Raw genomic sequence first — 13,865 nt, 5'->3', positions numbered from 1 at the left:
AAATGGCAAATTTTAGAAAAACCGTGGTCACCAACACAGGTATAAGTGCAATCAACAATGCACTGGCCAGTAAGCAATTCTTAAAACTTCAAAGCATTAAAGCCGGGAATGGAGCATATACCGGAACTGAAAATTTAGATAATGCTACCGGACTTAAAAGCTTCAAAAATAGCTTCCCAATAAAGAATGTAAAATTGGTTGATGATACAACGGTAAAAATACAAACCTTAATCACAAATGATGATATTACAGTCGGATATGATATCACAGAGTATGGAGTCTACGCAGAGATTGATGGATCAGAAAAACTGATTGCGATAGCTACAGCTATAAATGCAGATTTTATTCCAAGCAAGGCAAGTTCACCTGCATCAATACTTCTTGAAATGTATCTGAAGGTATCAAGAGCAAGCGAAATACGATTCTCGTATACTGTACCTGAAGGAGTCTATGCTACCACACAGCAGATAGAAGGATTTATAGACAAAGATAGTGGAGTAATAGCAGAGGCCGTTCTTTCGGATGGGTGGCTTGAAAATACAACCATTACAGACATAACTGAAATAGGTGCAAAAAGAACAATCAAGAGTGCATTAAGTGCTTTAGTGGCAGGCCTTAAATTCGTGATCAACATGCTAAGTAAGACTACAGAAGTATGGATGAGAGCAAATGCATTCACACAAACAGCACCATATACTCTGAGAATTGAAATGCTGGGGATGAAGTCAACCGACACTCCGATAGTGAGTCACTTGATTAATAACGGAACAACTGATGCAAATACCATTAAAAGGCTGTGGAAGTCCTATGACTGCATAGACCGCATAGATACTTATGACGGATATATGATAGTTTCTTGCTTCAGGAAAAGACCTGAAGTAGATGTGCTGCTTGGAGTAAAAGGGAGGTAGTTCATGGCAAAAGCAATATTAATGAAAGGTGGTTCCGGGGGAGTAACATCAAGTGATGTAACAGCCTCTAAGGCACAGGTCTTGCAAGGATACAGGACAATCACTTCAGATAGCGATGATGTGATTGTCCAAGGGATTATTCCGAACAGAGGAGCAGGTGATATTGTTGCGAGGCCTGATGTTGTTGATTGGGTGAATTCAAGAATATCTGTAGTAGTACCTGAAGGATATTATCATGGAAACAACGGAAATCCTTGGGTATGGGTGACTTTTGAAAAACTTCAAAGTTTACTTAAATTAGCGGCAGATAAAATGCTTGAAACTGCTACTTATCTGGGGGTAAAAGGCAATATTAAAATTATAGATACCAAGGTAAATGATTATAGCCTTAATGCTTCTAGTGGGTGGGGAATTGATGCAATGAGAGGAAAGTTTTGGGCTATATTAGGCCATGGCAATGCCTACTACGCTAGAGAAGATAATAATCCACATGTAGATATACCTGCAGAAGCTTTTGGTACAGCTGGTCCAGATTCAGTGTTGCAATGGCAAACTGCTTCAAGCCAGCAGGGAATAAAGTTTGAAGGATCGATACCACGGTGGATTTGCACCACAGGTGGTGTTATCACTGCATTAAATGGTGAGGGATTTGTGTGGGATGACTCTTCTGGTGCAAATAGAGGCAGAGGTATTGTCACAAGAATACCGGATAAACACTTTATACAAGATGCGAGCTATGTTTTTCTAGCAAGTCCAAATTTTTATCCTCAGAATTTAGTAAAGAATATAAACATTAACGGCATAACAGGAACAAGGGATTATATTGATTTGATAAGTCCTACATGGCTATCAGACACACACTTAAACTTAACTGTAAATACTGTAGAGAAGGAGATTCATATTCCTAATAAGTTTCTACAATACAACGGGCTATTTATGAAAGTTATAGTTTGGGGAATTGCACCTGATGGATATTATAAAAACTCGAATGGAGGAGCTTGCCCTTGTGTTATAGCTGTTTCAACTTTTGATAACGGAGCATCATTCGAAATTAAAATTGGAGCTGGGATATTCTATGGACTGCTAGAGCGACAAGGAAATGGATTCAATGATTTTAGATTAAAATATAGAGGTACAATGAATTTTAACTTGTCAATGAATTTCCTGATAACAGAAGGCTTTAGCCACCAGTGGGCTGGAAATTATGCTACATAAGGAGATATAAATGAAATATACGGTATTTTACAATGGAAATAACGGAGAAATTGTATTCTCAACTACGCTTCCGTTAGATATTGAGAGTATGAAAATAGCTGAGTTTGACGTGGAGAGTGGGAAAACTTTAGTAAGTGTAGATGTCAGTAAGAAAGAACACTCTATAATTGCTGAAGATAATCCTATCAGTGAAACCGCTAAAAACAGTAGCAGAATAACTACGCTTGAGAAGGCAATGATGGAAATGATAGCGTCTCAATTTGGCGATGATGAAGAGAGTGGTAAATAACAATGATATGGCTATGTACAAAGCTATACATATTATTAGGTTATATTATTTGTTTTTCAGAAAGGAAAGAAAGAGATATGAAGTTTAAAAATTTAGCATTATTTTATGTACAGTTGATTTTGGATGGAAAGTGCACTTATTCAGATGTACCTAAGCGATTAAAGTTATATGTTAAGCAGGTCGCTATTGATTTAGGCGTATGGGAAGATATTGAAGGGAACGCTCAGGAGCATCCTGCTACACCTTCAAATGCAGACTAAAAGTAATTAGAAGTGCCTTGGCAACAGGGTGCTTCTTTATTTTAGATTTTAAGAAAGGATTAAACCATGATTAAAATTGGACAAGCAAGCCGTGATGAGCGTGGAAAGTATAGTGGAGGCATGGCAGGAGATCAGGACAAAAAGGAAGTGGCGATTAGAGAGTGGTATAATCGCCCGTGGAATAAAGTTCTCAGACCAAAAAATTCTGCAATCGCAGGAAGGATAGCGGCAGCAATGGAGGATGCGTGCAGAAACGAAAATATTGGATATGATCAGTATGAGCGAACCACTTTATATGATCTTTGTAAAGCAAATGGCTGGGATATAAAAGCAGTAAATAGACCTTGTGAAACTGATTGTTCGGCTCTGGTGGCGGTTTGTGTGAATGTGGCAGGCGTGAAGTTGTCCGGAAGTATATACACAGGAAATGAAGCTGCTGCATTGTTAAAGACAGGTGAGTTTGAATTGCTTGAAGCACCTAAGTATCTTATTACCGATGAGTATTTACGAAGAGGAGACGTACTGTTGTATGAATTCCACCATACTGCCATTGCACTTGAAAATGGAGTAAAGGCAAGTGCTGAGACACAAAAAAAGCCTGCATTTAAGCTTGGATGGAATAAAAATCATAATGGACAATGGTGGTATGCAGATAGTCCGAACAGTTATATTGCAGGCCGTTGGTCGCTGATAAATGGTCGCTGGTATGTATTTGATATGAAAGGCTACACGATAGTCGGGTGGTTCAAACAAGGACGAGATTGGTACTATCTCAATATAGACGGAGCTATGTTGAGTGGTCAATGGGTGGACCTTAACGGCAAGAGTTACTATTTACAGGAGTCAGGCCTTATGGCGAGAAACTCATACATTAAGAGCAAGGATAAAAATATGTATTATTGGGTGGATTCAGATGGTGAATATAAAAAAGAATTTGACACCACGGATCCTGACTTGTCAAAGTATCAATTAGTAAAGTAAAGGAGGAGCTTATGAGAGCAAGTGTTTTATATTCAGCAGTTGGATTGGTGGGAGGATTTATAGCCATGGCCTTTGGAGGATGGAGTGATGCCCTTATCACTCTTATGATTTTTATGTCAGTTGATTATGTCACAGGACTAATAGTCGCTGGAATTTTCAAGAAGAGCAAGAAGTCGGAGAATGGGGCTCTTGAATCCAGAGCAGGGTTCAAGGGGCTATGTAGGAAGGGAGTAGCTCTTCTAATAGTTTTAGTAGCGGTCAGACTTGATATAGTGATGCAGACTACGTACATAAAGGATGCTGTAATAATAGCATTCATAGTAAATGAAAGCATTTCAATCATAGAGAATGCTGGACTGATGGGAATTCCGATTCCGGTAGCGATTGCAAAGGCTATAGATATTTTAAAGAAAAGCTCCGATGGAGATGTAGTGAAATAAATTAAAAAGGCCTTGCCTGGGAGTGATAGCACTCTTCCAGTGCAAGGCTTTTTGTTATTCCTGCATTAAAATATTATATAACTTTTTATTTCCCCGGAAATAAGAAGATTTCATACACTTCATTTGCTGATAAATTATAACGAGTTGCAATTTTACGAATATATTTTATAGAGAACTCACTTCTGCCATTCCAGATAGTTGAAAAGTTTGGAACTGACATGCCGATGGCTTCTGCCAAATCCTTGCACTTATCACCATGAGCATGCATTATTCCTAATAATTTGTCTTTTTGAATCATAATTTAAATGTACCCTTTCATAAACAATAAAAATGAATTAAGCCATGTCGCCCTTCGATTTCACTCGAATGGATAGAGTGACCAGTGATACTGCTCATTGGTAGAAGCATCGTTTCTAACTACACATCACCTAACCTTCCTCTGCAAAGCAGGAAACAAAATCAACAAGTTGCAATAGGTAATCGGCAGTGCCAATAACTCCTCCTACTTTTAAGGCTTTCACATTAAAAACCAGTCAAACCTGTCAACCAACACTCAGACACGGCATAATTCTTGCTCCCCTCACACTTTTTCATTCCGGACTTGGGACCGAACAATGGTGGCTTAGAGTTAAAATAAGTTCTATATATCAGATGAAATATAAAATCTGGTTTAACCACCCACCAGCAAGGCATATAGTAGACTACACTACAAGTTGAAATGCTCTTTTTATAAATTCCTCTTGAGCGGTCAAAGGTAAACTTTCAATAGTAAAATCAACGTCGGCACTGTCATAAACAGCATTAAATTCATTTGTAATATCAATTAGTAGTTGGTTTATTGTAAAATCGTATGCGCTACTCTTTTCTACGTATTCCATAAAAACCTCTTGCGCTAACCCTGTGATACTTCCTTGTTTTTTCATTGCTGAATCCTCCTGATAATATCTTCCTTTTTACACAAATGGTGGATTTTCCCACATGTTACGCATCTCATTGTATTCGGCAATTTCTTCCTTGGTTGCAACTTCTGCACCGGAGCAACTAAAGCGATTAGGCTCACATGAGTCATTCCACTCAGCCTCTGCAGCTTTAATTGCCTCATTTTCGCAATTCGCTTCGATAAGGTCTTTAAACCATGATGGTCCTCGAAATCCATTTTCAGGATCGCCATCCGTTCCATTTCCAACCATAATAACTACCCATTTCATAATAAATATCTCCTTTTCAATCCTTTAGGTTCGTGTATCTTACCTTGACTTGAATATAACTTCAAGTTATATATAACATTAATAATGTACAAACTTAAATCAACGTTTTGGTGATATGTTTGTTGGTTATTTCATAAAAATAAGTATTGATTTTTATAACTTTAAGTAACAATATTAGAGTTAATTGGAGGTGGTGATATGCGAAGGTTTAAACAATTAAGTAGATTTGATAGACTAAAAATAGAGGCACTTGAAAAAGCAGGGATTAGTCGGAGATCGATAGCTGATCAGATCGGTGTACATATAAGTACAATTTACAGAGAATTAAAAAGAGGACGATATACACATACCAATTCAGATCTGACGGAAGAAGAAAGATACTCACCGGATATCGCTGAAGAAAAATATAAGGCAAATTTAAAGGCAAAAGGACCGGAACTGAAAATAGGGTGTGATCATGAATTAGCAAGTTATATCGAAGATAGAATAGCGGATGATGGATACTCTCCTGAAGCTGTTCTTTTAGAGATTGCAACGCAAGGTCTGCAGTTTAAAACCACTATAAGCAAACCAACTTTATACAGCTACATAGATAAAGGTATATTTTTAAGAATCACAAACAAGACACTTCCGGTAAAGGGAATTAGAAAAAAGAAAGTAAGAAAAATAAAAAGACAATCAAGAGGAGTCAGAGGAATAAGTATAGAAAAGAGACCGGAAACAATAGATACTCGTGAAGAGTTCGGTCACTGGGAAATGGATAGTGTAATTGGAAAAAGAGGTGAGAGCAAGCACAGCTTGTTGGTCCTTACAGAGAGAAAATCCAGAATAGAAATAATTTGTTTGCTCAAGGAGCATACCACAGAACAAGTTTGTGAAAGCTTAAATAAAATAGAAGCCAAATGGGGTGAGAAGTTTAATGATATATTTAAAACTATAACTGTAGATAATGGCTCCGAGTTTGCTGACTGGGAAAGAATGCAAAAATCAAGTCGCTGTTTAGATAGTGACAGAACAAAAATTTATTACTGCCACCCTTACTGCTCATATGAAAGAGGTAGCAATGAAAATCAAAATAAACTAATCAGGAGAAAAATTCCGAAGGGAACAAACTTCGACCACATGACAGATTCTGATATTCAGACAGTAGAAGATTGGATTAACAACTATCCGAGAAAATTGTTTGAAGGTCGGTCTGCAATAGAAGTTTTTAATGATGAAATAAAGAAAATAATAGCATAAGTAAGGCAAATAAAAATGATATGGGTAGATAGTGTCTCTTAATTCAAAATAAAAAAAGAGAGATTAGTGCAATAAGATGAAAAGAAATAAAGCATTAAAAGTTTTGCATTTAATGCTTGACTTTACGTACATCCATAAAAACAAAAAAACTTATTGACAAACAAAAAGAAAACTGATAGTATAGACACGTTGAAAGAAAGCAGGTTCGCCTCACCTTAGCACAGGAGTGACTTTGGTTCATATAAGCATTTTTTGATTTTTGATTAAATGATTATTTGGGCGGATAGTTTTCTATCTGCCTTTTTATATTGGTAAAGAAAATGGAGGTATAAAGGTATTAGCGAACAATTGATTAACGAACAGATTAAAGCTAAAGAAGTTCGTCTTATTTCATCAGAGGGTGAACAGTTAGGTGTAGTTTCAATAAATGAGGCAAGGGAAAAAGCAGAGGAAGCAGGCTTGGATTTGGTTCTTATTGCTCCGACAGCTAAACCCCCTGTTTGTAAAATTATTGATTATGGTAAATTCAGATATGAACTTGCCAGAAAAGATAAGGAAGCAAAGAAAAAGCAAAAGACAATAGAAGTAAAAGAGGTTCGTTTATCTCCAAATATTGACACTAATGATCTTAATACTAAAGTCGGTTCAGCCAGAAAATTCTTGGAAAAGGGAAACAAAGTTAAAGTTACTCTAAGATTCAGAGGCAGGGAGATGGCAAGAATGTTCAAGTCAAAATATATTTTGGATGATTTTGCCGAGGCTCTTTCAGATGTGGCAACAATTGACAAACCTTCTAAGGCAGAAGGAAGAAGTTTGGTAATGTTTTTATCAGCAAAGAAGGCTTAAAGATATTGTAATAAAAGGAGGATTCATTATGCCAAAGCTAAAGACAAACAAAGCAGCAGCGAAGCGTTTTAAGAAAACAGGAACAGGTAAGCTTGTAAGAAACAAAGCTTATAAGTCACATATCTTAACTAAGAAGTCAACAAAGAGAAAAAGAAATCTTAGAAAAGATATCGTAACAGATGCTACAAACGCAAAAGTTATGAAGAAAATTTTACCATATCTATAAGTTGACAAAGGGTTAGGAGGTTTTTAAATGGCAAGAGTTAAAGGTGCTTTAAATGCAAAGAAAAGACATAATAGAGTTTTAAAACTTGCAAAGGGATATAGAGGAGCTCGTTCAAAGCAGTACAGAATTGCAAAGCAGTCTGTAATGAGAGCTTTAGCAAGTGCTTATGCAGGTAGAAAAGAGAGAAAGAGACAGTTCAGACAGCTCTGGATCGCAAGAATCAATGCGGCTGCAAGAATCAACGGTCTTTCATACTCAAAGCTTATGCACGGACTTAAGGTTGCAGGCGTTGATATGAACAGAAAGATGCTTGCCGAGTTGGCTGTAAATGATGCTGCAGGTTTTGCTAAGTTGGCAGAAGTTGCAAAATCTAAGCTTGCATAATAATTAGTATTGTATTATACTTGCCACGTAAGTAAATCTTACGTGGCGTTATAAGCAGAAATGGCGGAATTGGCAGACGCGCACGGTTCAGGTCCGTGTGATAGCAATATCATGAGGGTTCAAGTCCCTTTTTCTGCATGAAATTTATCTTGAATATTTAGAGGTATTTCGTTTTAAAAGATTGTACATTATGTGCAATTTTTTTTTATATTAGAGAGGAGAAAACATATGTTAAAGGTGCTGGCAAAATATATAAAAGAATATAAACTTGCTTCCCTGCTCACAATTGTATTTATAATTGGTGAAGTAATATTTGAATTACTTATACCGTATATGATGACATTTATTATTGATAAAGGTGTTGCAATTAATGATTTCAATGCGGTAATAAAATACGGTTCAATTATGATAGCGCTTGCCGTTCTTGGGCTTATATGCGGTATAGCCGCGGGTATTTACGGTGCAAATGCTTCAGCAGGATTTGCTAAAAATTTGAGAGAAGGTATGTTTAGAAATATTCAAAATTTCTCCTTCTCAAATATTGATAAATTTTCAAGTGCAAGTCTTGTTACAAGACTTACTACAGATATAACCAATGTCCAAAATTCATATCAAATGATACTTAGAATGTTGATGAGAGCTCCGGCCACACTTATTTTTGCTTTGATTATGACTGTATCTATATCAAAAGATATGTCTGTTATATTCTTTGTTGCCATATTCTTTTTAGCTACAGCCCTTGCTCTTATAATCGCCGTAGCTTTTAAACTCTTTAATCAGGTATTTGAAAAGTATGATGCATTGAATGCAAATGTACAGGAAAATATCTCAGGTATAAGAGTTGTAAAATCATATGTACAGGAAGATAAGGAAATATCCAAGTTTGATAAGGCTATAACAAATTTATATCAGTTGTTTGTAAAGGCGGAATCACTTGTTGTATTAAACAATCCTTTGATGATGCTTACAATATATGCCTGCATAATTGCGCTGTCATGGTTCGGTGCAAAAAGAATTGTAGCCGGAGCATTAACTACAGGTGAACTTACATCTCTTTTTTCATATATAATGAGTATACTTATATCCCTGATGATGCTCTCGTTTGCATTTGTAATGATTACTTTATCTGAAGCAAGTGCAAAGAGAATTGCTGAAGTTTTGCAGGAGGAAAGTGATATTAAGTCAAAGGAAAATGCGTCTAAAGAGGTAAAGGACGGCAGCATCGACTTTGATAATGTAAGCTTTTCATATAAAGCAGGTATCGGAAAGCCTGTACTGTCAAATATAAATATTCATATAGCATCAGGCCAGACTATAGGAATAATCGGTGGTACAGGCAGTTCAAAGACATCTTTGGTAAATCTTATTCCAAGACTTTATGATGCCACACAGGGAAAAGTATATGTGGGCGGAAAGAATGTAAAGGATTATGATATAAAGAGTCTTAGAGATGCGGTAAGTGTGGTATTACAAAAAAATGTACTCTTCTCAGGCAGTATAATCGACAATCTTCGTTGGGGAAATGAAAACGCTACTTTGGATGAGATAAAGAGAGCCTGTGAACTTGCTTGTGCGGATGAGTTTATAGAAAGAATGCCTGAAAAGTATGATACATGGATAGAGCGTGGCGGAAGCAATGTATCAGGTGGGCAAAAGCAGAGACTTTGCATTGCAAGAGCACTGCTTAAAAACCCTAAGATATTGATACTTGATGACTCTACATCTGCTGTAGATACCGCTACAGATGCAAAGATAAGAAGAGCGTTCAAAGAAGAGATACCGAATACTACAAAAATCATTATCTCTCAAAGAATATCATCCATAAAAGAGGCTGATAAGATTATTGTAATGGATAACGGTAAGATTGTCGGATTTGATACACATGAAAAATTGCTTGAGACTAATGAGATTTACAGATCCACAGCAAATGCGCAGTCTGAAGGCAATGCGGATTTTGATAAGGCAGGTGCATAATGTCGGGAATAAATAGAGAAAAAGGCGGTATAAATCAAACTATACAGGTTGTTGCAAGTGACAGCATGAAAAGAGTAATATCACTTGTATTAAAGAACTATAAAAAAAGTATCTTTATTGTAATTATAGGAATACTGATATCGGCGGTAGTAAGTTCTCTGAGTGCTTCCGTTATGCAGGATATTATAGATAATTATATAATTCCTCTTACAAAAGAAAGTAATCCTGATTTTACTCCGCTTGCAATTGAGATAGGTAAACTGATATGTATATTTACAGCCGGTGTGTTAGCCGCATATACATACAATAGAATAATGGTAAATGTAGGACAGGGAACCATGCGTGAGATAAGAAGAAATCTTTTTGCACATATGGAAAAACTTCCTATAAGATATTTTGATACACATTCACATGGTGATATCATGTCAATCTACACCAATGATACGGATACATTGCGACAGTTTATAGGAATATCCTTCCCACAGCTGGTGGAAGCATTGATTTCACTTGTTGCCGTATTTGTAACAATGCTTATTTTAAGCCCTATGATGACGGTGGTATCGGTTATTATGATTATTATTTCCGTACAGGCTTCAGGTAAGGCCGCAAGTCTTTCGGGTAAATATTTCGGTATACAGCAGGCTACTCTTGGAAAAGTAAACGGATATATAGAAGAGATGATAAGCGGACAAAAGGTTGTAAAGGTATTCAACTATGAAGATAAGAACATAGAGGGATTTAAGGGTATAAATGAAGATCTCTGTGTGGCTGCTTCAAAAGCAAACGGATATGCAAATATACTTATGCCTATAGTTGCACAAATAGGAAACTTAAGCTATGTAGTAATAGCCGTAGTCGGAGGATATCTGGCTATAAACGGTCATTTCGGTGTAACAATAGGAACTATAGCCGCATTCCTTTCACTGGTAAAAGCATTTAACAGACCGTTTATGACCGTATCGCAACAGCTCAATGCGGTAGTTATGGCGGCTGCCGGAAGTCAGAGAGTATTTGCACTTATGGATGAAGCTGTAGAAGAAGATGAAGGCTATGTTACACTGGTAAATGCAAAAATAGACGGCAAAGGAAATATATCGGAGTCAAAATCAAGAACCGGTATTTGGGCATGGAAGAATATACATTCTGACGGCGAAATCACATATACAAAACTTGAAGGAGATATTGTATTTGAAAATGTCGACTTCGGATATGTACCTGAAAAGATAGTATTACATGATATAAATCTCTTTGCAAACAAGGGACAAAAGATTGCCTTTGTAGGTTCTACAGGTGCAGGTAAGACCACAATAACAAATCTTATAAACAGATTTTATGATATTCAAAACGGTAAGATAAGATATGACGGTATAAACATAGAAAAGATAAAAAAAGATGACCTTAGAAGATCTTTGGGTGTGGTTCTTCAGGAAACAAATCTTTTCTCAGATACCGTCATGGAAAATATCAGATACGGACGTCCTGATGCTACGGATGAGGAGTGTAGAGCGGCTGCAAGACTTGCAAATGCCGACGGCTTTATAGAAAGACTTCCTGACGGATATAATACATTCCTTCATGAGGGAGGTGCAAATCTGTCACAAGGTCAAAAACAGCTACTTTCCATTGCAAGGGCGGCTTTGGCAGATCCACCTGTACTTATTTTGGATGAGGCTACCTCGTCAATTGATACAAGAACAGAACAGCTTGTACAGGCCGGTATGGACTCATTGATGGAAGGAAGAACTACATTTGTAATTGCCCACAGACTCTCAACCATTAAAAACTCGGATGTAATAATGGTACTTGAGCAGGGTAGAATAATAGAGCGCGGCTCACATGAAAGCTTATTGGAACAAAAGGGAAGATATTATCAACTTTATACGGGAAAAGTGGTATAATAAAAATGTAGTATATATTTTTAGACCTGTAATTTAAGGAGAGTGCATATATGTTTTGTTCAAATTGCGGTAAACAGCTCGAAGATAGTGATAAAGTATGCGGTTTTTGCGGTGTGCCTGTACAAAGCGAAAGCAATGTTACATTAAGTAAAGATAAGCCGGATAAAACACATAATAACGTAGAAAAATACGGAAATACAGAAATACCGAGCTATTTCAAAAAAGCAGCTTTAGTTTCGGCCGGTATTTACATCTTATCAAGATTTATGATTTATATTGTTGACATATTTGACAGCTCAAGAACAATGATGGGTGTTCCGTTTTATATTTCATTGCTATGTATTATTTCTTTAGTGATGATAGTAGGGCTTTTAGTTCTGAATTCAAAGAACAAAATAATATTGGCTGTACCTAAGATATTCAACATAATTTCCTCGATACCGGTAATATTTCTTTACTACCGATATTTTAGAAGTGGATTTATGTTTTCTGATTTGTTAAAAGCTGTATTTATATATCCTACAAGTTTTGTGGCCGCAATCGATGATTGTGTCGTATTTGTTGTGCTATGTATACTGGCATTAAGCAAAAATAAAACGCTTATTAAATTTTGTGGATTTATATTGATTTTAACAGTATTGCGCCATACGGTAAGTACAATTTATCTTACTTGCTACGAATTTACTACGATATTTGAGGACTTATTCAGTCTTGCAAGTTTAAGTACTCTTTGTTGGATTATAGCGACAATATCTTTTTATGTATATGAAGTATGTATTTTCTTCATTATGTGGAGTATGAGTGTATGTGGAAAACAATCTGTAAATACAGTCGGTAATGAAAATGCTATAAAAAATGTCACCGTTGAAAACACGGCAAATACCAATGAACTCGATGAACCAAGTACCGGTATAAATGTTTTATGTTTCTTTATTCCTGTAATAGGTTTGACTCTATACTTTGCATGGAAGAGTATGTATCCTAAAAAAGCAAAAGCTACACTGAAGGTTGCCTTAATAGGATTTTTAACTTGGACGGTATTAAGCGTTGTATTAAGATTATCTATAGACTTTATAGTTTATTGGATGATTTCAAACATGTAATAATAATTGATGTATGAAATTTAATATTTAAGATAGAATAACGGTCAAAGCGGGTAGCTTTGGCCGTTATTTTGTATCATATTTGTTATACTGTATATTTATATATCTATCTCTTTCCCCAGCGACATAAATGAAAATATACCGATTGCAAGCTCGACATCGTCCTGATCTTTTACAGATATATTGTAGACGGAGATTTTCTTTCCTTTCTTTATTTCCGTGGCGGTAGCGGAAAGTTCTTTAGTATTTAAGCCGGCACGCAGATAATGGAAGTTTCCGTCAATTGTGGTAACATGTATTCCGTAGGAACTTGCGGCGGCACCGCCTGCTATATCGGCGATGGTATAGAGGCAGCCTCCATGTATTGAGCCTATGGGATTTAAAAGTTCTTTTGTGACTTTCATTTCAGCTTTGGCATAGCCGTTTGAAAGCTCGGTAAGTTCTATGCCAAGTAATTTTGCAAAGTTGTTGTTTATATTTCTAAATGATTTCAGTTTCTCATAATCCATATGCATCCTCCTGATAATCGGCATTTAATCCGATTGATTTTAATAATTATACAATAAAATGTACCGTATAAGAATATCATTTTTATTTTACACTTTAATAATATGTATTGTATTAATGAAATACATGTGCTAATATATCTAGGTAAAATTTAATTGATTTATATTTCAGCCATTGTTTTTAGAATGAATCGTACTACCTAGGGGTAGTGCGTCAATTTTAAAGGCAATGGCTTTTTGCTGTGCTTTTTTGCACCTTGAAAATTAAATCCGCAGATGCAAATGACGGCCGGCCGGTGAAGTATGCGAAGACCTAATAAAGTGAGCATGCCAAGGAAGAGTTATTACAGACTGCGACAATAACAAAATAATTTTAAAAAGA

Annotated in this window: 17 protein-coding genes and 1 tRNA gene; 14 read left to right on the top strand and 4 right to left on the bottom strand. The window is 36.2% G+C overall.

Features of this window, described 5'->3' with window-relative positions:
• The first annotated feature begins 2 nt into the window (after positions 1-2).
• The 6 genes from SBH76_RS09555 (at position 3) to SBH76_RS09530 (ending at position 4,096) form a co-directional block, all read left to right on the top strand.
• Entirely contained in the window at positions 3-911 is a 909-nt protein-coding gene (locus SBH76_RS09555; protein ID WP_317977628.1) for a phage tail-collar fiber domain-containing protein, read from the top strand.
• Positions 912-914: 3 nt separating this feature from the next.
• Entirely contained in the window at positions 915-2,126 is a 1,212-nt protein-coding gene (locus tag SBH76_RS09550) for a hypothetical protein (RefSeq protein ID WP_317977627.1), read from the top strand.
• Between the two features lie 10 nt (positions 2,127-2,136).
• Positions 2,137-2,415, top strand: coding sequence for a hypothetical protein (locus SBH76_RS09545; RefSeq protein ID WP_317977626.1), 279 nt, complete (start codon positions 2,137-2,139; stop codon positions 2,413-2,415).
• 77 nt (positions 2,416-2,492) lie between these two features.
• On the top strand, positions 2,493-2,675 hold the full coding sequence (locus SBH76_RS09540) for a hypothetical protein (RefSeq protein ID WP_298053765.1): 183 nt from the start codon (positions 2,493-2,495) through the stop codon (positions 2,673-2,675).
• A gap of 66 nt (positions 2,676-2,741) precedes the next feature.
• A complete protein-coding gene (locus SBH76_RS09535; RefSeq protein ID WP_317977625.1) occupies positions 2,742-3,656 on the top strand; it encodes an endolysin-like domain-containing protein in 915 nt (304 codons plus the stop codon).
• 11 nt (positions 3,657-3,667) lie between these two features.
• The gene (locus tag SBH76_RS09530) at positions 3,668-4,096 is read left to right on the top strand and encodes a phage holin family protein (RefSeq protein ID WP_317977624.1); all 429 of its coding nucleotides are present in this window, start codon (positions 3,668-3,670) and stop codon (positions 4,094-4,096) included.
• Positions 4,097-4,181: 85 nt separating this feature from the next.
• On the opposite strand, the gene SBH76_RS09525 is transcribed toward SBH76_RS09530, so the two are convergent.
• From SBH76_RS09525 to SBH76_RS09515, 3 genes are all read right to left on the bottom strand, one after another.
• Positions 4,182-4,394: a helix-turn-helix domain-containing protein gene (locus tag SBH76_RS09525; RefSeq protein WP_317977623.1), complete on the bottom strand. Its 213-nt coding sequence runs from the start codon at positions 4,392-4,394 to the stop codon at positions 4,182-4,184.
• A 403-nt stretch (positions 4,395-4,797) separates the two neighbouring features.
• Positions 4,798-5,019, bottom strand: a complete 222-nt coding sequence (locus SBH76_RS09520) for a hypothetical protein (RefSeq protein WP_317977622.1) — start codon at positions 5,017-5,019, stop codon at positions 4,798-4,800.
• 30 nt (positions 5,020-5,049) lie between these two features.
• Entirely contained in the window at positions 5,050-5,304 is a 255-nt protein-coding gene (locus SBH76_RS09515) for a hypothetical protein (RefSeq protein WP_317977621.1), read from the bottom strand.
• 198 nt (positions 5,305-5,502) lie between these two features.
• Here SBH76_RS09515 and SBH76_RS09510 point away from each other — a divergent pair, with 198 nt between their 5' ends.
• From SBH76_RS09510 to SBH76_RS09475, 8 genes are all read left to right on the top strand, one after another.
• Positions 5,503-6,546 carry an IS30 family transposase gene (locus SBH76_RS09510; protein ID WP_317977620.1) on the top strand — a complete coding sequence of 348 codons (1,044 nt, stop codon included), beginning with the start codon at positions 5,503-5,505 and terminating at the stop codon, positions 6,544-6,546.
• A gap of 348 nt (positions 6,547-6,894) precedes the next feature.
• A complete protein-coding gene (gene infC / locus SBH76_RS09505) occupies positions 6,895-7,392 on the top strand; it encodes a translation initiation factor IF-3 (RefSeq protein WP_007591878.1) in 498 nt (165 codons plus the stop codon).
• Positions 7,393-7,420: 28 nt separating this feature from the next.
• Entirely contained in the window at positions 7,421-7,618 is a 198-nt protein-coding gene (rpmI, locus tag SBH76_RS09500; RefSeq protein WP_007591879.1) for a 50S ribosomal protein L35, read from the top strand.
• 27 nt (positions 7,619-7,645) lie between these two features.
• Positions 7,646-8,002: a 50S ribosomal protein L20 gene (rplT, locus tag SBH76_RS09495; protein WP_007591881.1), complete on the top strand. Its 357-nt coding sequence runs from the start codon at positions 7,646-7,648 to the stop codon at positions 8,000-8,002.
• Between the two features lie 54 nt (positions 8,003-8,056).
• Positions 8,057-8,140 (top strand) — tRNA-Leu (locus SBH76_RS09490).
• A gap of 90 nt (positions 8,141-8,230) precedes the next feature.
• A complete protein-coding gene (locus SBH76_RS09485) occupies positions 8,231-9,976 on the top strand; it encodes an ABC transporter ATP-binding protein (protein ID WP_317977619.1) in 1,746 nt (581 codons plus the stop codon).
• Complete coding sequence (locus tag SBH76_RS09480; RefSeq protein ID WP_317977618.1) at positions 9,976-11,874, top strand: ABC transporter ATP-binding protein; 1,899 nt, start codon at positions 9,976-9,978, stop codon at positions 11,872-11,874. Before SBH76_RS09485 ends, SBH76_RS09480 begins: the two co-directional genes overlap by 1 nt.
• Before the next feature lie 50 nt (positions 11,875-11,924).
• Entirely contained in the window at positions 11,925-12,977 is a 1,053-nt protein-coding gene (locus SBH76_RS09475; RefSeq protein ID WP_317977617.1) for a zinc ribbon domain-containing protein, read from the top strand.
• A 98-nt stretch (positions 12,978-13,075) separates the two neighbouring features.
• Here SBH76_RS09475 and SBH76_RS09470 read toward each other — a convergent pair whose 3' ends face one another.
• A complete protein-coding gene (locus SBH76_RS09470) occupies positions 13,076-13,486 on the bottom strand; it encodes a PaaI family thioesterase (protein WP_317977616.1) in 411 nt (136 codons plus the stop codon).
• Positions 13,487-13,865 lie beyond the last annotated feature (379 nt).

Source organism: Lachnoanaerobaculum sanguinis (assembly GCF_033242365.1).
In the GTDB taxonomy this organism is placed as follows: Bacteria; Bacillota; Clostridia; order Lachnospirales; family Lachnospiraceae; genus Lachnoanaerobaculum; species Lachnoanaerobaculum sanguinis.
This window is presented reverse-complemented; position numbering and strand designations above follow the sequence as displayed.